Here is a 20,505-nt window from a genome sequence, read left to right on the forward strand (position 1 = left end):
ATGTATGTTAAAAAATGTAATTAAGTCTATGGCACTATCACTAAGCTGCCTCTCGGTTCAACCCGCTACAGCGGCGGATTTGATAAGTTTTTGGGACACCCCACAACACGGTGCCAATGTGTTCAATCGAATGCCGGCAACCGAAAAATTGTATCCAGACCTTAAAGCATATAATGCGACTTGGGTTCGTCTTGCGTATGACAAATGGGAATCAGACCACCGTGATTTCCTGATCGGTGATGCAGACGATTATCAGGGCTTAGTCCCGCAAGATCTCAATGTATTGATAAACGAGGTAAACAAAGCCGGGAAAGCAGGACTCAAAGTCGTTATTACACCTTTATCATTGCCTTTCATGCGTTGGTCACAAAATAATGGACGTCGCTATGATGGTCGCTTATTCGAACACCAAAATAATTGGAATAAGGCGATAGAGTTTTGGGTCGATCTTGCTTCAAAGCTAAAAGATAACCCTTACATCGCCGCTTACAATATCGTTAACGAGCCTGCCCCAGAGAAAAATGCTGGATTACAAGAACATGCATCTCATCAAGAAATGCACACTTGGTACAAGATAAATCAAGGAGGAAGTCGTGATTTACCTCTTTTCTACGAAAAAGTTATCGAGGCAATAAGAAAGGTCGACCCCGCCACGCCCATTATGGTGGATGCAGGCTGGTACGCTGCCGCAGACAGTTTTACCTATTGGAATAAAGCGCTCAGTGATGACAAGGTTTTATACAGTTTCCATATGTACGAACCTTACCAAGCAACGAGCTCGTATAACCTCAGGAGAAAAAAACCATATCAATATCCGGGGCTAGTACCGTTTGCTAATCAGTCCAAAGTAATGTGGAACGCAGATAAGGTAAGCGAATATTTACATAGCCCTGTCAGCTGGGCAAAAGCGCATGGAATTCCGACGAACAGGCTGTTAGCAGGTGAATTTGGGTGCGTAAGAAAACTCAACAATTGCGCAACTTACTTGGTTGATGTCATCAAGGCTTTGGACAAAAATAACCTACACTGGGCATTTTACTCCTTTCGTGAAGATGAGTGGGATGGCATGAATTATGAGCTAGGCGCAACAAAGGCTGTAGGTTGGGATTACTGGAAAGCGCAGGAAAAAGGCGAACCAGACCCAATCCAGTACCAATCATCGCCCTTGTTCTCGGTTATTCAAAAAAAGTTGTAAACGCGGTTTTAGGTAAACTGACGTAAGGCCAGGAAATTAGACTGTGCCTAGAGAGCTGTCTACCAAATATTGCTTTCACAAATGAAATTTATAATTTCATATTTATCATTTAACCAAAAGTAACAGAAGTGTTACTTTAGTTAACGTTGGTTACACTGGTATGAAGTTATTCCAAAGAGTCACGAATACTTTATAACAGTTTGAATATGGATATTTAGCCAACAACCTCCAAACGAACAAAATCAAATAAAAATTGTTGCCCTTATTTACCCGTACAGTCTGCCCATTGTGCGGGTTTTTTCTATTACGCAAGGGAACATTCATGAGTGATCATGATTCTTTCTATTAAACTGCGATGTTGTGGATATTGCTGAGTCAATTCTTCTGGATTGGCCAGCTCCCAGTCGGAAAAGTCAAAACCAGGTGCTGTCGTACACCCGACCAGAGAAAAGTGCGTTTTATCTTTCACCTCTGCAGCAAACCATGTGTTTTGCGGAACTACTACTTGATAATCAGCTAACTCGTCTTCAAAAGTACAGCCGAGAGTTCGTCTCTGATACCCCTCTTCTGGGTGCAAAATATGTATTACGACACTACTTCCTACGTAGTGATGCCAAAGCTCATCTTGTTTAAGTCGGTGAAACATAGACACATTGTTTTGCTGCAAAAGATAATATATCGAGGTGGTATAGACATGTTCACCCATAAACCTCTCGGGTTGGCATTTTATAATTTCATTAGAGCGATAAGATTCACTGAAATACCCTCCTTCTGGATGAGGTTTGAGATCTAGCTTTCTCACCAAATAGTCAACCTGATTCGACAACATTAGAGTTATCTCCATGAAATAAAAAGATTATATTGTTTTCTCTGGAAGCAGCAATATCATCATTTATTCACTAAGAGTAAACGTGAGTAATCACCTACTTATTCGAATTTTTATTTATAAGAATATCCATCAATGTAGAGCTCGAGACATCAAGTAACCATTTATCATAAAAAACCCAGTTACACAGAACTGGGCTTAGTTGACACAGTATTGATTATGTTACTGAGGAAAATACTATCGAGAACTGCTAGTCCTCTGTCAGCGTAGCAATATCACTCGCGGTAACCATATGCAGTTTACGGGTGTCGCCTGAATACTCCAGTACTACTGACTTTAACTCAGGAAGTGTTGTGCTCAGCAAGGCTGAAGCCTTCTGACTCGCGGGCGCATAAAGCACTCTCGCCTTGCCTATTGTTTCTTGATTTGTTTTGGTAAATTTAACGATTCCGATCTCTCCAGAATTGTTTACCCTCATATAGATATCGTTTAATGAATAGTACTTGAAATTAGCGGTTACATGTTCGCCAGCAATATTACCTGTCCACTCTGTGTCTTTGAGATCAGTAATCGTCGCTTCTTTCACCAAACGCTTAAAGGTCACGGGTTCTTGCGAGACGTTAGATGCAACAAAATATGCAGGATCATCAAAAGAAGTAGATGAATCGCCGTCATCTGACTTAAGGGGCGGCGCGACTAGAACAGCATTTTCTGCTGGCTTAGGCAAAAAGGTCAGCTTTCCGGCGTCATTATCATATTCAAATGTCGTCATTCGCGTTAAAGTCTTCGCCCATTGAAGTGGCTCATCATCTTTCTCCTCAAAGCTTCCAAAATCGATGGAGCCTTGTGTGTAACCATGTTGAAACACGTTAGTAAACTCGAAGCGAGTTTGAGGTCGTTCATCATCCGGTAGCTGTGAATTAGGAGTCCATGTTGATATAGGGTTACTATTATCTTTTGTCTCAGCCACTAATCTAAAGTGGGTTTTACTTGATCTGGTAATTCTCAAACCATGTTTATGTACCACCAATGGCTGAAAACCATAGAAATCAACATCACCCGAACTCGACTCCTGAATGCGTTTAAGGTAAGGCTTAGCTGATACCGCCGTATTCTTTCCGTCTTGGTGTATCCAATACGAATCGTATACTGAGCGTTGAGCCTGAGCAGATTTCAGGCTATTTGTGTTGTCTTGCAACGAAACTTTTCCACCTGTTTCTTTCGATTGCAAATATAAATTATCTGTATTATTGGTGATTTTTAAAACATTATCTGCCTGTTTGAACGTATTCAGATTTGCCATTTCAGTGTCACTGCATGAGCCAGCCATTCTCTGGTTATGACGATCAATGACCATGCTGAGCCCACCAGTCCCGAAGTCAAAGTTTTCAGCGACATTCATGGTTCCTGAAAGAGAGCCACAAGTGTGGTCTAATATAAATCGAACGGACTGAGGGTTGGCCTTATCATCGAACATCAACCGCATGGTCTCACGATATTGTCCATCAACCACTTCACCGCTCGTCCATATTCTTCCTTCCATTGACTCTGCAAAAGATGGGCTTTGTGCCAGCGCAGCTCCTGAAGAAAACGAAAGTGCAATAACCATTGATAAAGGGGTAATCTTCATTATCATTTTTCCTATAGTAACGTTTCTAATGAATAAAAGCCTCACTTACCTCATAATCTAAATGCCGAAAAATAAGAATATTCTTCGACCTTTAACAAGGAAGATGAGTCGGATCTGATGATGATTGCGCGCTCAACAATAAAACAATAGATAATCAATGATTACAACCACTTAAGTAGGCCTTTAAACACTTTTAAGTCTCTTTATAAAGGCTCGAAAAGACATGCTCTAACCAAAGGTTTTTGCCCTTTTTTGGAATAAATGTGCTAGCTTCGAATAACTTTTAATAATCTCGATGTAGGTAAAATGAATGGCTTGTTTAGAATTGATAAATTTGACTTAAGCCTATGTTCGCCCTGAGTTTTCGGACGAAATAATATATTGTTTAGGCTACGAGATTATTGCGATATTTATGCAAATCGATATGAAAAAGATAATGTGCCACTAACGAATTGACCATAGTCATTTGGGCAATAAGGTCATAAACCACCACTTTATCTTAAACTTGACAAGAGCGGTTTCTGCGATTTCAGCAATAAATTGTTACATTGTCTTGGTCGTCAAAATTCGTAAGTAAAATCGTATTAAATAGTGAAAAATAAAAATATTACTAACTTATCTCTAGGGTTTTCTGAACTACGAAAGAAATTTAAACAACTCTGGCATGTGTGAAATCGAAATGACGTTCTTTTCGTCATGTACTTGGCCATCAATGTTGTAATAGCAAGCCTTCATTCCAGCAGCACAGCAGCTTTGATACCAATATCTGCATCATCAACGGCAATACACTTTTGGCATTCAATACCCATCGAAACAGCCACATGAGAAACTTACGATGTAACGCCATATTCACAATTTATTAACTAGGCTCGATCCTTCCAAATCGAGCCTGCTGTCTCTTACAATGAGTTAGTCAACAAAGAGTGATTGCTTCGGTTCAGCGTATAAATCGTATTCTAAGAAGCTAAACGTTTCATTCTCTGTCACAATATGAAGACCGCGGCTACTAGGATATGAATAGTCCAACACGATTGCTTTAAAGTTAGTAAAGGAGTTTATAAATCTTGATGGTCGTATTAGCATATTTACATCATCAACACCACTGGCATATGCCAATCTACCCGTTCTATCGTTATTAGTGCTGAATTTTACTGCCAAGTCTCTTATAACATTAGTGTCATTATGTGGTAGGTGATCTACATAACTCATAGTCATAAGGATGTCATTTAATGAATAATGTGAAAAACTAACAGCAAGAAAATCACCATTAATTCTACCTATCCATTTGGTATTTTTTAAATCGGCAATAGTTGCTTCTTTAGCAAATCGCTTAAACCAGTATGTTACGTGATCTGCAGCTGGAGCATCCAAAGCATCAGCGCCCTCAACAGCTTTATAGGAAAAACCTATCCCTCCTCTATCATTATCATACTGAAATACATTCATCTTCAGCAGGTCATTGGCCCATGAGCCATCAAATTCATCGGGATGTCTACTTTGCTCGCTAAATTTTCCAAAGTTAATAGTACCTTGCGAATAACTGTTTTGTGGTAAATCATCAAATTTAAATTGAGGTTCTGTTAACTCTTCATCGCTCGAAAATTTATAGGATGAGGGATCATCACTAAGTTGCATTTCTGCTACCTGCCCAAACTTGGTATTGGTAGATCGGGTAATTCTCATGGATCCAGCATCTTTAGATAAAGGTGAAAAACCATATTCTCTCAGAATTTCAGGTGTAAGAGACTTAAATTCTTGAAGGTAGTTACTCATAGATAGTCTACCAGGAGAGCCAAGAACTGATTCTCTCACCCAATACGTGTTGTAAACAGAACGATAAGCATTTTCTGATTGAATATCTGAAGTTTGATCTTCAAAATAAAGTCTGTCACCTGTATCAGTTGAGGATAAATGAAGAGCCCCAGGGCCACCAACAAAAGGTCGAACTAAACGAGCATGATCGGCTTTTAGAAAGGTGTTAAAAGATTTTTTCTCAGCTTCGCTACATACTCGCGTATATTTAGGTTCACTATCTAGTTTCATGGCGATTTTTGCACTTGATGGATAAGAACTGGGTGATGTAAGTATGGTACCTGAAACTGAGCCGCACGAGCTTTCAAAATCAAAATTAATCGTTGGACCAAAAGCATCCTCAGCAAACGTTAGTCTTGCAGATTCTGGAAACTCGCCACCTGAATAGATACCATTTTCAGAATGAATACCATCACTCCAAATGAGGCCTTGCATTGATTCCGAAAAAAAAGTGGAGGCTTGAGCGAGTGCGGCACCAGAAGAAAGGGAGAGCGCCACGCTTATTGATAATGATGTTTTTTTTAACATTTTATATTCCTGTATTATTTCATTAAATGACAGATATTTACATTTCCACTCATTTAAAGTGGAGAAAAGAGCATATATGACTAATTGGATACACAAGCCTATTTCGTCTGGGATAATGAGCAACTGTTCTACGGTGAATAAGATACCGATTGAAAAATATCTAAGTTGTTAAACTTTATAATTGGACAGATAACTATTAATACATTTGTTACCTCTATAAATCATTCATTAAAAAATTATCAACGCTGTAACATAGTGCACATACCCGATGTTATGCTGACTATCTCCATGCTCATCGAGTGTCATAGATACTGCATGGTTATGGTTTGAATAGTCCTAAGCACAGTGGGGTGTTGTAACGTTTAAATAAAGCATGTTATAAATAAAAAAAACAATACACCGTATCAGTTCAATAAGACCTATGAATAATTTCGATTACTCTTCACTGGATGGACGCCTGCTTCGTATGTTTATTTGCGTTTACGAGCACCAATCCGTCACTAAGGCAGCGGCTAGTATGGGAGTAACTCAATCGACGGTGAGTCATGGGCTCAATCAATTACGTAAGATCGTTGACGATGAGCTGTTTGTTGCCTGTGGACGCAGTATCGCACCGACACCAAAAGCAAGTGATCTAGTAGGTCAAGCAAGGGCAATTATCCTTGCAATGCAAGAATTTTCATGCCCAAAAGATTATAGACCTTCCCGTGATGAAAAAGGCTTTGTGATCGCCGCCAATGACTATGAAATAGAAACTATTGTAAAACCAAAGTTCGAAAAATTTCAGACACAAGCACCTCTGAGCCACTTACATATTGCACCAGCTCGTACCCAAAAAAAATGGGCTTCGTTACTAAGAGCGGGAGATGTTGATTTAGTTTTGACTCCAGAGCTCACCAGTAACGAGTCCGATTTGATTCAAACCAAAATATTGACAGACCAAGATGTTTGCTTTTTCAACCCAAAAAAGCAAACAGCGCCGAAAACTCTTGAACAATATTGCGCCAAACCTCATGCAATCATGGCCTATGAGCATGTGCACCACACTGAAATTGATAGCCTACTTCACGAACGAGGGATGAAAAGAAAAATCGTCACCAGTGCGTACAGTTTCGCTGCCGTTGCCGCTTTGATAAGAGACACCAATATTATTGTCAGCATGCCTTCTCGCTTATCCAAAACAATCTTTCGTGACTTTGACTATGTCCCTCTGCCTTTCGATCTTGATCCGTTTAATATCGTTAAAATTTGGCATTGTAGAAATAAAAAGTCACAACGTCACACTTGGTTTAAAAACTTAATGCAGCATGATTAATAATATTGACTAACTCATCGAGTTTGTTCATATCACCTATGGTTAACTTCCTGTATGTCCGATGAATTTCGCCCGATAGCATTTAGATTCTCAATAAGAAGTACTTAGAGGAAAAGTTATGTCTATTAAATCTGCTGCTATCGGATTCGCTATGTGTCTACTCGCTGCACCGAGCTTTGCTGACCTTAGCACTATTGACAAACAAACGAGTAACGCGATAAAGCTCGCAGAAGGTTTTTACCAAGATGTTCTGATGTACCGTAACCTCAATAACTTTGAAAAATATATAGGTGATACTTACATCCAACATGCCCCAGCATATGGGGATGGCCCTGTTGAGTTAATGAAGGCGATTGCGGGAGAATTAACGTCTGATCCCAACGTAAACATTGACATCTATCGTACCATCGCTGAAGGCCCTTATGTGGCAATACACTCAGTTTGGACAGCTTCTGACAAAAGCCAATACGTATATGTAGATATTTGGCGAGAAGAAAATGGTAAATTGGTCGAGCACTGGGACCACTATCAAAAAGTCCCTGCTTTATCAGCCAACAAGAACACCATGTATCAAGGTCCTGAGGTGAATATTTACGATAGCACTCAAGATATCGAGCGTAACAGGAAAAGAGCGATTTCAATCATTAAAAGCTTTGATAATCCCGCCAATAAAATTGCTGTGAAAAAATATGTCTCCGATGAAACCTACATTCAGCATAACCCAGAGGTACCTGACGGGAAAGACGCCTTACTTGACTATCTTGATTACCTACATAAAAATGACGCTAAATATAGTACGCAAATAGCCAAAACCATTGCCATGGGCGATATGGTCTTGGTCCATTCAAAACAGATAGACTTAAATAAAAAAGGCGATTTCGGTACGGGCTATATTGACATATTCCGTTTTAATCATGATGGCCTGATTGTCGAACACTGGGATGTAGTAGAAACCCAAACCGGAAAATCAAAAAACAAGAATAGTGTTTTTTCTTACCCCAAAGTGCCTTAGTAAAAGCCAAGCGATATCTCGGAAATCAGTGATAACAAGCGTTAAAGGTCCTTGATTAAAGGACCTTTCTCATAATGCGTATCTAGCGAAACTGAGGCATGTGGTCTCGATTTGCTTCAATAGTTTCATCTAAGGCTTTTTCCAAAACTGTGCCCGTAGTCACCAACGGGTTTAGGATCAGTGCGCGATGAGCAGCGTGACGATCGCCATTAACAGCGGCTTCGACCGTCAGTGACTCAAATTCTTTAATCAACTGGATAAGCCTTAAAGTATCGTCTGGAAAGGGTGCGACATTAAGCGGCACTGGCCCAGCCTTGGTGATCATACAACTCACTTCAACAGCGCAGTCATCTGGTAATCCATTAATCGCCCCATTGTTGCGAGTATTAATATGCATAATAGTGCGTTTGTCATTATAAATGGAGCTCATTAGTTCACACGCTGCTTCTGAGTAATATTGCCCGCCGCGTTTTTCCAGCTCTTTCGGCTTCTCACTTAGATTAGGATTTCGATAGATCTCAAACAAGCGCTGTTCCATGGCTTTAACCACTTCCCCACGCGTACCCTCATCACTGGCTTCTTTGATCTCCTGCTTCATAATATCTTCACTGGTGTAGTAATAACGTAAATAAGCACAAGGGATCATCCTCATGTTGCACAACAACTCTGCGGGCCACTCAAATGGAGGAATATTGCTGGGTACCAGTGGATCATTACCAGCAAGAATTTCATCCATGACATCCTGCATTTTGTCACGTCCTTCATGAAGTATTTGACGTGCCCAAATAAAGTGATTGAGTCCAGCAACTTGCAGGACAAAATCTTGTTCATCGGCATCTAGAATACTAGCAATCCCCTTTTGCATAATCACAGGGACATTGCACAGACCGACGACTTTAACCTTGGTATGTTTTAGAATTGCTTCTGTTACCATACCGGAAGGATTAGTGAAATTAAGCAGCCATGCATCAGGGCATAAGGCTTCCATTTCCCGACAAATTTCCAGTGCAACAGGAATAGTTCTGCATGCATTAGCAAATCCCCCAAGGCCATTAGTCTCTTGACCTATCATGCCATATTTCAATGAAATACGTTCATCACGGATCCGCCCTTCGAGGCAACCAGCTCTGAATTGGGAACAGACAAAATCGGCATCTTTAAGTGCTTGTCTGCGATCAAAAGTCACATGTACCGCAATATGAGACAAGTTGTTTTTCTCAAGCATACGACGTGTAAGGCTACCTATAATGCTTACCTTATTTTCACCATCTTTAATATCCACCAGCCAAAGCTCTCCAATGGGCAGTTCATGATGCCGTTTTATGAGCCCTTCAATAAGCTCTGGTGTATAACTTGAGCCAGCACCAATAATTGTGATCTTGAGATGTTCTTTCATCAGCAAATTTCCCGCCAGTGGATAAGTATTGTTAATTTAAAAACATCAAAACCTACAAAACAAACCAAAAAACCCGTAACATGAATTAGCAAGACTAATTCATAGGGATGAGTAATGGCGCAAAAGCAGCAGATGCTATCAAATATGTACACTTTCTCTGTGGCTGGGAAATGCCTCAGTTTCACTAAAACCGCAGAGGAACTATTTATTACTCAAGGAGCAGTCAGCCAGCGCATTAAATCACTAGAAGCGCAGCTTGGGTTTAACCTATTTGTGCGCATGACTCGACGTCTAGAGCTGACTAAGGAAGGAGAACGGCTTCTACAGGCGTTAAATCAGTCGTTCGAAGTGATATTTTCTGAACTAGAAGACATTAAATTCAATGAATTACGTGGTGAACTCTATATTGGTGCTGCTCCTACCTTTGCTCAAAGTTGGTTACTACCAAGACTACCCGAATTTCAGCGTTTGTACCCCAACCTGAGCGTTAAACTCAGAGTCAAAGCCAGCCGGCTCAACTTTCAGCATGAACCTGTTGATATCGCGATTTACTACAGTTCAGGAGAACATCCTGGTTTTTATCACCAAAAGCTATTCGATGAGAAGCTTATTCCTGTGTGCAGTCCTGATTACTTCAAAACCCACTTTTCAAATGAAAATAGCGTATTCAGTCAGCTCTCTAACATCACTTTTATACACTGCAATGAATCCATAGAGACAGGAGACTACAGCCAAGAATGGGATCTCTGGCTGAAAAATCAAAATGATGAAAGCCTCTGCTCAATCAATACAAAGGAAAAAACCTACTTATTTAACCATGCAGACATGGCAATGATAGCGGCAAAGAATGGAATGGGGGTGGGTATGGGACGGTTATCTCTCATCAAGTCCAGTTTGGAAAAAGGAGAATTAGTCACACCTTTTAACCAAGTTAACGCTGAGCTAAGTTATGATTTGATCTGTCTAAATGGACAGCAAAATAGGCCCAAAAACGCCGCCTTTATTCAATGGTTAGAGGCTCAGCTGCAAAATAGCCCAAGCAAATGAAAAAGCGCTTGGGCTAACAAGTCAATGATCCTAACTTAGTGCAAACTCTTTTAGGCTCTCTCCACTGAGTCGATATTTTATCCATTCATCTTGAGGTTTCGCACCAACAGAGCGATAGAAATCGATAGCAGGCTGATTCCAATCGAGTACTGACCACTCAAATCACTCACAGTCTTTTTCTAAAGCCGGATTTGCCAAATGTTTTAAAATTACCTTCTCTTCGGCCTTCGACCCAAATTCCGAGCAGACATTTAGGATAGCAGTTACTGACTACACCAGTTGGTGCATGCGCTATTTTATCGCAAAACTCAGTCATGATTATCCAAACATAAAAATTGAATTTCTTAATCTTGAAGAAAGGCTGCCAGAGGTTGCTTTACGAGAAAGTCAGTTCGATTTAGTATGCGGATTTGCGCATGAAATTGAAAGCTTTGAAAGTATCAGTAATCAAGTATGGTTCTATGATCATTATGTGTGTTTGCATCACCAAGAGCACCCATATCAGAGCGAACTGAGTTTGGAAAAATTTCTCAGCTATTGTCACGTTGTGGTAACGCCTTGGAACGAAGCAAAAGGGATCCTTGATATCACGCTATCTAAACTCAGAAAGAAGAGAAAACTTGCAACATATAAACAATGTGAGATTGGATGTAACTCATCAACTTCAATGAGCTCCCCTTCTCATCTACAGGTATGTAGGCATTGGAGCAATAGAATCTAGTGTTTCCATAACATGAGCTGTCGTCACTGGTTTACCTGACGATAATGGGAATACTAATGTAATACCTGAGCGCAGTAGCAGATGATAATGCGTTTCGATAGATTGAATCTGCCCATATTGTTCAAAATCAGTCACCACAGTTTGAGCCGCTTCAATAGGGAAAAGACGATTTTCGTATCTTAAACTCACATCATTGGCACAACAAATATCACCCAGTAAAGGTAACATGGCATTTATGTCATTCAGTTCAAATGTAATCACTGGCACTCCTACTTATAGCTCGCTAGTTTAAACCCATATAACAGTTCGCCTTATGTGCAAGAACATAGAATCTTAACTACGAGCATCGAATTTGGGGACACGGATAGTGCCAAAGAACTGATCATCATAGATAGTAAACCTACATGAACTTTTATGATCTAAGAGTTCATAAGTAATAGTCTGCTTTTATCCGACTATTTCTCAACAAACTTAACCCTTAATGCATCATGAATAGGTCAGAAAGCACCTTGGTCAAACAATAAATAATGAATTGATCTATGACTTTATTTCATTATTTAAAGTAATTAGTTCTTATAAGCTGACAACGTATAGTTTGCAATTATTTACAAATTCGTTATTTAAATACTTAGTGACCTGAGATCATTTATGTAGGTAACCAAGAGTGATGAGAGAGCTAGAGGGTATGATTACACGTATTGAAGAAGTGATTCGCTGTGCAAAGTTACTCGAATTTAACGTAACCGACGACAATGTAATCGCCTGTATGGTAGCCGCTGTAATGTGCCCTGGTCATGAAAATAATATAGGTGCCATATTGTCTGCGATTTACGCTAATCAGTCATGGGGACTCATACAAGCACTAAAAACAACCAGAGAGTACCAAGTGTTACATATTAAAGTCTCTGATGCCCTACTAGAAAAACTTACTCAACACTCGCCATAAAAAGAACGAGAATACCATCAGTTATTCTGATTGATGTCCAAATTTTATATTTTTACCCAGGCAATGTTATGTATAAAGAACTAACCGAAAAACTTGATCAAATTGGACTGACTTATGATAAAGACGAGTTAAAGCTTAAAGTAGATCAGGCAGAAAAGCACGCAGTTGCACAAGCACTTATTAAGAAAGCTAAAGAAATTTCATTTGCATTAGAATCAAACCAAGCAAAATCGGTTGTCGCTGCACTTAGTGAAACCTTCGCACCCGATTGCCAAGCAGCTGTGAATGCTCTTTTACACTACAGCCAACTCAACGGTAACGCTCAACTTGAGTACAGAGAACAGCTTTACACACAATTTATCCGCCACACATCTGTTTTTGATACTGTAATGCAACTAAACGGTGAGTATGCGAGACGTTGGTTTTAAGTCTTCTGGTACACGATTTTTCGATTTATTTCTGTATCATCGAGAGATCTGCACACTCAATCCCCATAGCACGAGTCAGTGCTCTAACCGCTTTTTCCCGATATTGCTCAATTAATTTGGAAATAAGGTCAAAGCGGTCTTCTTCAAGTTGTTCTACCATCGTCTGGTATAGTGCTTCATCAACCGATGTTTGAATTTTCAATATACTCGTCTGGCCGCGACCAACAGCTGGCTGCCACTCTATCCAACCCAAAGCAACTAAACGCTTTATAATCAAAGCGACATTCCTCCTCGATGAAGCTAGTGCTACTGCCAAGTCTTCTACCAACACATTGTAAGTATTGTGGCACTTATATGCCTTCAATAGTTGATTTAGACGGCGAATATTACTTTCTGCCATAATTTTCCTCTCAAAATACAAGTTAGTGGTTAAAGCGCTATGTTTAGGAGCGCTTCCCTCCTTTCTAGTTTTAGGGAGTATCCTTTCGTCCCACTATTGGGCATTTTGCCTAGCCCACTCTAATAAGAGTGTTCTTTGCGCAAAACAAGCAAGCTATGTAGGAAACTCTACCTATTTAGCTGATGTTTGAGCGCTTATAATGGCTGGGCTGATTCAGATTAATGGCCCTATGCCTGTATGAATCCTCATTAATAGCTAAAGTATTTGCTATTTGCGGGCTATACCTGTCTATGCCTGCGTATTTTTCCTCAGATATGTTTTCATATCTGAGGATTTTTTTATTTCATATCAGAAACCTAACTCGCTACATACAAGGGTTTCTATGGGGATAATATTGAAATTGCTGATAACGCAATGCTTCTTTGCAAAGCGAGTAACCATCAAAACTATCAATAACAACAAAAAATACCGCATAGAAACCTAGTGCAACAAACAGCGCCAGGCATAGCGGGACAAGCAATTTCATAAAAATCTATATAAGAATTCTGTACAAAGCCCTAAGCGCTCACAAACACGCTTAGGGCTTGGTCATTAGTTAAATATTACGCTTGGCTATATCAATAGCAGCATTTAAGTCTGGCAATTGTGTTAATTCTGGAACACGCTGGATATAGAGAATGCGATCATCCTTTCCAACCACAATGACAGCTCGAGATAATAGGCCTAACTCTTCTATGTGGGCTCCAGTCTTTTGACCGAACTCGTGATTAAAAGAGTCTGATAAGAATGATGCCTTCTGGCTCAATTTTTTGTCAGCTATGAACCGAGCTTGAGCAAATGGCGTATCAGCGCTGACATTTATGAACTCAATTTTTCCATCATATTGAGGGTTATCTTGAGCTATTTGATCAAATGCTATGGCCTGCTCAACACAAACGGGGGTATCAACAGACACCAAAACATTATAGATGCGAACCTTGCCACTACCTTGAGTTTCAACTTTCTCTAGACTTGACGTCGAAAGCATCATAGAAGGAATAAGGTCACCTTTTTCCAACGTCTGACCACCAAGGTTGAATGTTGTGCTGTATTCCAAAGTAACACTCTGTGTTTCACCCAAACCAGCAGATTGATCCGTCACCTCAAAACCTGCATAAGCCCAAGCAGAAGTTATCATTGTTAGCAGAGTTAGAGCTCGTTTCACGATGATACTCCCTTTACCGCTGCTAATGCCTGTTGGTAATTAGGTTCATCCGCTATTTCAGGAACAAGTTGAGAATGCAATACTGTCCGCTCCTCATCTAACACAATCACAGCTCGTGCAGCCAAACCGCGCAAAACAGAGTCTGAGATAGCGACACCATGATCTAATGCAAACGTTGGTGAACGGAAAAATGAAGCGATAGATACATGATTTAGTTCATTTTTTTCTACGAAGCGAGTTAGTGCGAACGGTAAGTCTGCTGATACACACAATACAACCGTATTCTCAAGATTTTCAGCTAATTCATTGAATGCACGAACGCTGTTAGCACAAGTAGGCGTGTCAACACTTGGAAAAATATTCAGTATTAGCTTCTTGCCTTCAAACTGTTCAAGACCGATATCAGCTAAAGCATGATCACACAAAGTAAAACTAGGCGCGACTTGACCTTGTTGTGGCAATTCACCGGATAGCTCAACTGGATTTCCTAAGAATGTGACTGACATAGTTACCTCTTTTATTTTAACTATATTTATTGGTTTATCTTGGATTGAAAATGCAGCTTTATACAAAAGCGAGCGTCAGTGCGCCCCGCTGCTCTTTTCAACGACCTATCCATAATGCCCTTAGTCTCGTCAAACTCTGAATGAAGTTATAACAACCTTTGTGAATCACACCGATAGCCATTAAGTATTTGTTTTTAAATAAAAAATAATCTAAAGCACTAGTATATTTACACTAAAACATGTAAAAAATGTACATTTATTGTCTATTTTAATCTTTGACTAGCTATAAATATCAACCACTTAGATAGAGATGTGTAGGCTTTAGTTTTAACACTAAAGCCAAGGCGAGCTCGCGGATTAACAATTAAGATTAGGAGTCAAAAAGTCTTATGACTGCCAAGATAATATTCAATTAGGATATTGAAAATTAAAGAGGATTTTCTATTTTCTGTGGAGTGTCAGATGCTAAAAGAGTCTATTTTATATCACTATTGGCGCCGGACGTGACATTTTACGCCCCCATCCAAAAGTTTTGTAAAACATACGACTTTGCCTTCTTTGTATATAATTTGTAGTTTCTCTTCGCTAATACGCCGTAAGTTATGAGCCTCTATTTCAGTTATGTGGCTTGTAGAAAGCGCACCGTCAGGAAAGGTAAAATCGGTAGACTGAATCAAGCCTTTATCATAAAATTGGGTGTAATAACTAAAGTACAACCCTTTAGGCTCTCCATATACTTTCCTGCTTGTGTGAGATTTTTGATTTAAGAACAACCTATAGTTAATCGTATGATAATCCTCACTAAATAGGACGTCTCCATCAAGACTAAAACTCAGGTTGTTACTGTAATAAAGTAGGCTCTGCTTGCCATTCATTATCTCTGGCACATCGCGCAGTTTTAAACCTATGTTAGACACTGTTGCAATAACAACCAAAACAAACAGTGCTTTAAGAACCTTATCTACAAACATCACGCACTGTTTCTCCAATAAAATAGAAGTTTTCACGCAGTGAGAAGTTCAAATTCTTCACTTGCTGATCACCACTGGATTCAGATCGGTAGACACAAGACAAATAATAGTTGCTAACGCCCGTCGAAATTAATAGGTCAGTCACTGGGGAATCATTTAAATGGCTACTGTTTTCGCTCAAGTATCGATACATAGCCTCACTTGCCTGATTGTCGAAATATAAATAATCTCGTCCATCACGCTCAGTCTCAACCCATGTGTCCGTCGGAACATTCCATGAGAATGTCAAACGGTGAATAGCAGCCGACGCTTGAATAAGTAATACAACGCCTAAAACAAGCGCAAGCAGCAGTTTGAATTGTTGTCGATAACTGTACTCATTGACATCCTCTGTTTTAGGTTCAGTTTGTACAGGGTTAGGACTTGAGACGGCTGAATTATCACTCGATAGTTTCTCGATATCGACTAATTCCACCACATTTTCAAACAGCATGTAGCCACGAGATGGCACTGTTTTAATGAATTTTTGTTCTTTACCACTATCACCCAAAGCGATACGAAGTTGTGCGATGCACTGGGTCAAACTATTTTCAGAGACGACACGTTCTCCCCATACTTTTTCAAACAGCTCCTTCTTAGACACAACTTGCCCTTGCTGAGCAATCAAAATCTCCAGCACACGGCACTCTGTGCCCTTGAGCTTCTTAGCACTCCGATTTTTAACATGAACAAGCTGCTCTCGCGCTAGAGGGTACAACTGCCATAAAGATTCATAATTCATATATGCTTAACTAAGTTTTTCAACAAAATTTCAGACCATATGCCTAAAGCCCCTGCTTTCCTTAAGCTTAGCCGTTGTTGGCCTTTACACCCCGAATTTCAGAGTGTGACATCACTCCACCTTGGAGCCACGTAGTTAAATTAGATACACCGATAGTGGGAAAGAGCCCTTAGCAAACAAACCTGTTTAGCAAACTCGATGGAGTGACTCTTCTTGTCACTTTTCAGCGTACAATACTGATTAATATTATAAAAAACAATAGTGAAATATTACAGTTTGTTATAAACAACTAGGAACTATACATGGTGTGGAATAAGAAGAATAAACACCAATAGCTTTGAATATGAAGCAAAAACAACACCAAGTATTTTCATAAAATATCTTTAATATTAAGTAACATAGACCAGACAAATGGAAATCTACTTCAAAGCTAAAATAGCAAACTAGCGATGCGTATACGTTCAAGGAACCGATCCCATGTTAAAACTCTGCACTGACTAAAAAATATAGAGGTAAGACCAGTTTTCAACATTTTTTACTACTGAAAAGATTAGGTTTATCAACTCAAAGATACCTTCAAATGGCTACCCATAAACGGGGAAACGCGAGAAAACCATACAAACAAGACGCATGGTTTTCATCTTGAGTGATACTCGGTTTATTTAGCGGCCAGAACTGATTGAGTGCTTTGCAATAAGACGATACTTTAACTTTTGTACAAAGCACTTTAGATCATCCAAAATCAAGTACAAGCAAGGTACGAGGATCAAGGTCAGCATAGTAGCAAACAGAACAGCAAAACCCAGAGCGACTGCCATGGGAATAACAAACCTTGCTTGCAAGCTGGTTTCAAACATAATCGGTAAAACCCCGACAAACGTGGTAATAGACGTCAGGATAATTGCCCTAAACCTAGCACAACCAGCTTCGACAACCGCTTCTTTGACAGACAATCCATTGTTTCTAACTTGATTGACATGATCCGTCATAACTAAAGAGTCGTTAACCACAACACCCGCCGCCGCAATGAGACCAAATGTGGACATCATACTTAGATCAAGACCAAACCAATAATGCCCCCAAATCGCTCCGGTCAGGCTGAATGGAATAACTGACATAATAATTAACGGCTGGGTATAACTTTTTAGTGGGACAGCGAGCAGGATATAGACAATAATCATACCTGCAACAAAGAAAATAATTTGCTCGTCCTGCTGTGCTTGCTGCTCTTCAATCGAGCCACCAAGCTGGCTTTTCACCCCTCTGTATTGGGACAAAATGTCGGGCAAAATGGATTCATTGACTCTATCAACCACCTCATTAGGCTCAACCTGCTCCTCATCAATCGACCCAAATACGTAAACACTGCGAAAGCCACCCTCACGGCGAATACTGCTCACTCCAGGCTGCTGAACGATATCAACAACATCACCTAACATCACTTTTTGTCCATCTGGAGTCGTGATTAGCGCATAGCGCAGTGAGGCGAAGGCCTCTCGTGTCAATTGAGGGTAACGAACCATCACTTTGACTTCCTCACCTTCTCTGATCATGCGCTGCGCTTCTCCACCATAGAAACTGACTCCTACCTGAGTACCAATATCAGATAAGTTGACACCCAAATCATAAGCGACAGGCTTAAGTGACAGCAGTATTTCTTTACTTCCTGTGTCCATTGACGACGAGATATCGAATAACCCATCTTGCTGCTGTAATTGCAAAATAAGGTCTCGCCCAGCGGCATTCAGCGTTTCTATATCAGAGCCATACAGCAAAAATCCAAATTCATCTCCTTTATCACTATCATTGACGTTATCAGACACCGTCAGCGTTTTCTTGCCTGGTATGTTGGGGATTGCTTCTCGCCAGCGACGCGCTAACTCAAATGTATTGAACAGCCGCTTTTCTTCATCAACCAGAGCGATCACCATCAAACCTTCTTTACGCCCTTGGCTAAATGTCAAGATATCCCGAATCATCTTCTGCCCAGTTTGCTGCTCTATTTCTTCATCAATGTTAAGCACCGTAGTTTCAATTATCTTTAGAGCTTGAATCGTCTGTTCACTCGATACATTGTCATTCATGATGAGCTTGATGGTAGGAAAATCATGAGGAACTTTAGGTGAAGGTATAATTCGAACATAATTCCCCATCACTAAAGCAATACTTATCGCCAATACAGCGATAAAGCTTGCTAGCACACTCCAGCGCCAATACGTAGAATAGAAAACAAAGCGGCGATATGGTCCATTGACAAAATTAAAAAAGTTTTGATTAAATCGATAGCGCCAACTGCCTATTTCAATCGGTTTAAAACGTGAATGCGCCAAATGTGCGGGTAAGATCAACTTAGACTCAATCAGGCTAAAGACCAAGCACAGAATGACAATGGCAGCGATACCAAAAAAGAATGCACTTTCAATGCCTTTCGACATAAGAAAAGGTGCAAAAACCGCAATTGTTGTCAGGACGCCAAATGTTGCAGGTGTTGCCACTTTTAGTGTGCCACGGACAACACTATCAATACCACTTCCATGCTTCTCTATTTCTGTATAGGCACTTTCACCTATAACAATGGCATCATCTACCACAATCCCGAGTACCATGATAAAGGCAAACAATGACACAATATTGATACTGACACCAACCAAAGGCATCAACATAACTGCGCCCAAAAAGCAGACTGGCAGACCAATCATCACCCACATCGCGAGCTTGACACGCAAAAACACACTCAGCATCAAAGCAACAAGTACAGCACCCTGAAGTAGATTTTTTAACATCATGTCGAGACGCGCGTTAAGATAGTACGTCATATCAACTAATGTCTTGATTTTAATATCGGCTGGAAGTTTTGGGTTTTTCTGTTCTATATAAGCTTTGACTGTTTCGGCAACCGTCACCATATTTTGATCTTTTGTGGCATTCACAGAGAGATAGATTGCATTTTCACCCGAATACTTAAAGTAACGTTCGTCCTCGGTAAAGCCATCTTTAATAGTGGCAACATCTTGAAGTAAAACCTTACCACCATTATTTCCTATCTTGACAGGAATATCTCTAAACTCATCGCCGCTATAATATTGGTTTTCAATTCTAACAGAAATGAATCCTCCATCGGTTCTGACTTCACCTGCGGAATAATTTGCTGAGTATTGCTGGATTGCGGTGCTGATATCCATTAAGGTCAAGTCATACTTGCGCAGCATCTCGGGTTCGACTTCTATACCAATCTCATATTCTGGTGCACTCATATCAACCAAAGAAACATTATTGAGTTGCAATAGTTCATCTTCAATTTGCTTGGCTATAGGCTTAAGCTCCAGTAGGGGCCGATCACCAGCTAGAACAATTTGAATAACATCCTGCTGAAATTCATATTGATAAACTTGAATCGGCTCCATACCAACTGGAAAATTAGATATCGAGTCGACTTTTTGTTGCACCTTATCAAGAACATCCTCTATCTTTTGGTCCACATCGATCTCTAGCTCTATCGAACCACTGCCACGATAGACGTTAGTTATCGCTTGTTTAATACCAGAGACATTTTTTAAAGATTCCTCTATTTTGATTAAGATACTTTCTTCAATTTCTTGAGGGGAGGCTCCGGGATACTGAACTTGCACATTAATGTAGTTAACTTCAAGATTGGGAAACATCTGTCTTTGAATAAAAATAAAGCTGACTGTACCCACAATGAGAACGAACATCATCAGTAAATTCGCAGCCACTGGGTTATGTGCGAAATATACAATCAGACCTCTAGGTTTTCTATCATCCACGC

17 protein-coding genes are annotated in these 20,505 nt (G+C 40.0%); 6 read left to right on the forward strand and 11 right to left on the reverse strand.

Annotated features, from left to right (window positions below):
* Positions 1-4: 4 nt before the first annotated feature.
* The gene (locus DPF90_RS09205; protein ID WP_114786046.1) at positions 5-1,195 is read left to right on the forward strand and encodes a glycoside hydrolase family 5 protein; all 1,191 of its coding nucleotides are present in this window, start codon (positions 5-7) and stop codon (positions 1,193-1,195) included.
* A 304-nt stretch (positions 1,196-1,499) separates the two neighbouring features.
* Here DPF90_RS09205 and DPF90_RS09210 read toward each other — a convergent pair whose 3' ends face one another.
* From DPF90_RS09210 to DPF90_RS09220, 3 genes are all read right to left on the reverse strand, one after another.
* Entirely contained in the window at positions 1,500-2,024 is a 525-nt protein-coding gene (locus DPF90_RS09210; RefSeq protein WP_114786047.1) for a cupin domain-containing protein, read from the reverse strand.
* Between the two features lie 247 nt (positions 2,025-2,271).
* Positions 2,272-3,651, reverse strand: a complete 1,380-nt coding sequence (locus DPF90_RS09215) for a hypothetical protein (protein WP_114786048.1) — start codon at positions 3,649-3,651, stop codon at positions 2,272-2,274.
* A gap of 909 nt (positions 3,652-4,560) precedes the next feature.
* Positions 4,561-5,991: a hypothetical protein gene (locus tag DPF90_RS09220; RefSeq protein WP_114786049.1), complete on the reverse strand. Its 1,431-nt coding sequence runs from the start codon at positions 5,989-5,991 to the stop codon at positions 4,561-4,563.
* A gap of 421 nt (positions 5,992-6,412) precedes the next feature.
* Between DPF90_RS09220 and DPF90_RS09225 the strand changes: the two genes are divergently transcribed.
* Together DPF90_RS09225 and DPF90_RS09230 are read left to right on the forward strand one after the other, a co-directional pair.
* Positions 6,413-7,306 carry a LysR family transcriptional regulator gene (locus tag DPF90_RS09225; protein ID WP_240314490.1) on the forward strand — a complete coding sequence of 298 codons (894 nt, stop codon included), beginning with the start codon at positions 6,413-6,415 and terminating at the stop codon, positions 7,304-7,306.
* Positions 7,307-7,424: 118 nt separating this feature from the next.
* Positions 7,425-8,318, forward strand: a complete 894-nt coding sequence (locus DPF90_RS09230; RefSeq protein WP_114786051.1) for a nuclear transport factor 2 family protein — start codon at positions 7,425-7,427, stop codon at positions 8,316-8,318.
* Positions 8,319-8,400: 82 nt separating this feature from the next.
* On the opposite strand, the gene DPF90_RS09235 is transcribed toward DPF90_RS09230, so the two are convergent.
* On the reverse strand, positions 8,401-9,714 hold the full coding sequence (locus DPF90_RS09235; protein WP_114786052.1) for a 6-phospho-beta-glucosidase: 1,314 nt from the start codon (positions 9,712-9,714) through the stop codon (positions 8,401-8,403).
* A 114-nt stretch (positions 9,715-9,828) separates the two neighbouring features.
* Between DPF90_RS09235 and DPF90_RS09240 the strand changes: the two genes are divergently transcribed.
* Entirely contained in the window at positions 9,829-10,761 is a 933-nt protein-coding gene (locus DPF90_RS09240) for a LysR substrate-binding domain-containing protein (protein WP_114786053.1), read from the forward strand.
* Between the two features lie 685 nt (positions 10,762-11,446).
* Here the strand turns inward: DPF90_RS09240 and DPF90_RS09255 are convergent.
* Positions 11,447-11,743, reverse strand: coding sequence for a hypothetical protein (locus DPF90_RS09255; protein WP_114786055.1), 297 nt, complete (start codon positions 11,741-11,743; stop codon positions 11,447-11,449).
* Positions 11,744-12,149: 406 nt separating this feature from the next.
* On the opposite strand from DPF90_RS09255, the gene DPF90_RS09260 reads away from it, so the two are divergent.
* Together DPF90_RS09260 and DPF90_RS09265 are read left to right on the forward strand one after the other, a co-directional pair.
* Positions 12,150-12,428, forward strand: a complete 279-nt coding sequence (locus tag DPF90_RS09260; protein ID WP_240314497.1) for a hypothetical protein — start codon at positions 12,150-12,152, stop codon at positions 12,426-12,428.
* 68 nt (positions 12,429-12,496) lie between these two features.
* On the forward strand, positions 12,497-12,856 hold the full coding sequence (locus tag DPF90_RS09265; protein ID WP_114786056.1) for a hypothetical protein: 360 nt from the start codon (positions 12,497-12,499) through the stop codon (positions 12,854-12,856).
* A 25-nt stretch (positions 12,857-12,881) separates the two neighbouring features.
* Here the strand turns inward: DPF90_RS09265 and DPF90_RS09270 are convergent, their stop codons facing one another.
* The 6 genes from DPF90_RS09270 to DPF90_RS09295 all read right to left on the reverse strand — a co-directional run bounded on the left by DPF90_RS09270 (position 12,882) and on the right by DPF90_RS09295 (position 20,503).
* Positions 12,882-13,256 carry an SgrR family transcriptional regulator gene (locus DPF90_RS09270; RefSeq protein ID WP_114786057.1) on the reverse strand — a complete coding sequence of 125 codons (375 nt, stop codon included), beginning with the start codon at positions 13,254-13,256 and terminating at the stop codon, positions 12,882-12,884.
* 595 nt (positions 13,257-13,851) lie between these two features.
* Positions 13,852-14,460, reverse strand: coding sequence for a redoxin family protein (locus DPF90_RS09275; protein ID WP_114786058.1), 609 nt, complete (start codon positions 14,458-14,460; stop codon positions 13,852-13,854).
* Positions 14,457-14,966 carry a thiol peroxidase gene (tpx, locus tag DPF90_RS09280; protein ID WP_114786059.1) on the reverse strand — a complete coding sequence of 170 codons (510 nt, stop codon included), beginning with the start codon at positions 14,964-14,966 and terminating at the stop codon, positions 14,457-14,459. Before tpx ends, DPF90_RS09275 begins: the two co-directional genes overlap by 4 nt.
* 488 nt (positions 14,967-15,454) lie before the next feature.
* Positions 15,455-15,937, reverse strand: a complete 483-nt coding sequence (locus tag DPF90_RS09285) for a hypothetical protein (protein ID WP_114786060.1) — start codon at positions 15,935-15,937, stop codon at positions 15,455-15,457.
* Positions 15,924-16,718, reverse strand: coding sequence for a winged helix-turn-helix domain-containing protein (locus DPF90_RS09290; RefSeq protein ID WP_114786061.1), 795 nt, complete (start codon positions 16,716-16,718; stop codon positions 15,924-15,926). Before DPF90_RS09290 ends, DPF90_RS09285 begins: the two co-directional genes overlap by 14 nt.
* A 662-nt stretch (positions 16,719-17,380) precedes the next feature.
* On the reverse strand, positions 17,381-20,503 hold the full coding sequence (locus DPF90_RS09295) for an efflux RND transporter permease subunit (protein ID WP_114786062.1): 3,123 nt from the start codon (positions 20,501-20,503) through the stop codon (positions 17,381-17,383).
* Positions 20,504-20,505: the final 2 nt, after the last annotated feature.

It is taken from the genome of Vibrio tetraodonis (genome assembly GCF_003350295.1).
In the GTDB taxonomy this organism is placed as follows: Bacteria; Pseudomonadota; Gammaproteobacteria; order Enterobacterales; family Vibrionaceae; genus Vibrio; species Vibrio tetraodonis.

Excerpts from the sequence above, each read along its gene's own strand:
- DPF90_RS09285 (WP_114786060.1), bottom strand. The coding sequence starts at position 15,937 with ATGTTTGTAGATAAGGTTCTTAAAGCACTGTTTGTTTTGGTTGTTATT.
- DPF90_RS09220 (WP_114786049.1), bottom strand. The coding sequence starts at position 5,991 with ATGTTAAAAAAAACATCATTATCAATAAGCGTGGCGCTCTCCCTTTCT.
- DPF90_RS09235 (WP_114786052.1), bottom strand. The coding sequence starts at position 9,714 with ATGAAAGAACATCTCAAGATCACAATTATTGGTGCTGGCTCAAGTTAT.
- DPF90_RS09290 (WP_114786061.1), bottom strand. The coding sequence starts at position 16,718 with ATGAATTATGAATCTTTATGGCAGTTGTACCCTCTAGCGCGAGAGCAG.
- DPF90_RS09265 (WP_114786056.1), top strand. The coding sequence starts at position 12,497 with ATGTATAAAGAACTAACCGAAAAACTTGATCAAATTGGACTGACTTAT.
- DPF90_RS09205 (WP_114786046.1), top strand. The coding sequence starts at position 5 with ATGTTAAAAAATGTAATTAAGTCTATGGCACTATCACTAAGCTGCCTC.
- DPF90_RS09215 (WP_114786048.1), bottom strand. The coding sequence starts at position 3,651 with ATGAAGATTACCCCTTTATCAATGGTTATTGCACTTTCGTTTTCTTCA.
- tpx (WP_114786059.1), bottom strand. The coding sequence starts at position 14,966 with ATGTCAGTCACATTCTTAGGAAATCCAGTTGAGCTATCCGGTGAATTG.
- DPF90_RS09240 (WP_114786053.1), top strand. The coding sequence starts at position 9,829 with ATGGCGCAAAAGCAGCAGATGCTATCAAATATGTACACTTTCTCTGTG.
- DPF90_RS09270 (WP_114786057.1), bottom strand. The coding sequence starts at position 13,256 with ATGGCAGAAAGTAATATTCGCCGTCTAAATCAACTATTGAAGGCATAT.
- DPF90_RS09210 (WP_114786047.1), bottom strand. The coding sequence starts at position 2,024 with ATGTTGTCGAATCAGGTTGACTATTTGGTGAGAAAGCTAGATCTCAAA.
- DPF90_RS09225 (WP_240314490.1), top strand. The coding sequence starts at position 6,413 with ATGAATAATTTCGATTACTCTTCACTGGATGGACGCCTGCTTCGTATG.
- DPF90_RS09230 (WP_114786051.1), top strand. The coding sequence starts at position 7,425 with ATGTCTATTAAATCTGCTGCTATCGGATTCGCTATGTGTCTACTCGCT.
- DPF90_RS09260 (WP_240314497.1), top strand. The coding sequence starts at position 12,150 with ATGAGAGAGCTAGAGGGTATGATTACACGTATTGAAGAAGTGATTCGC.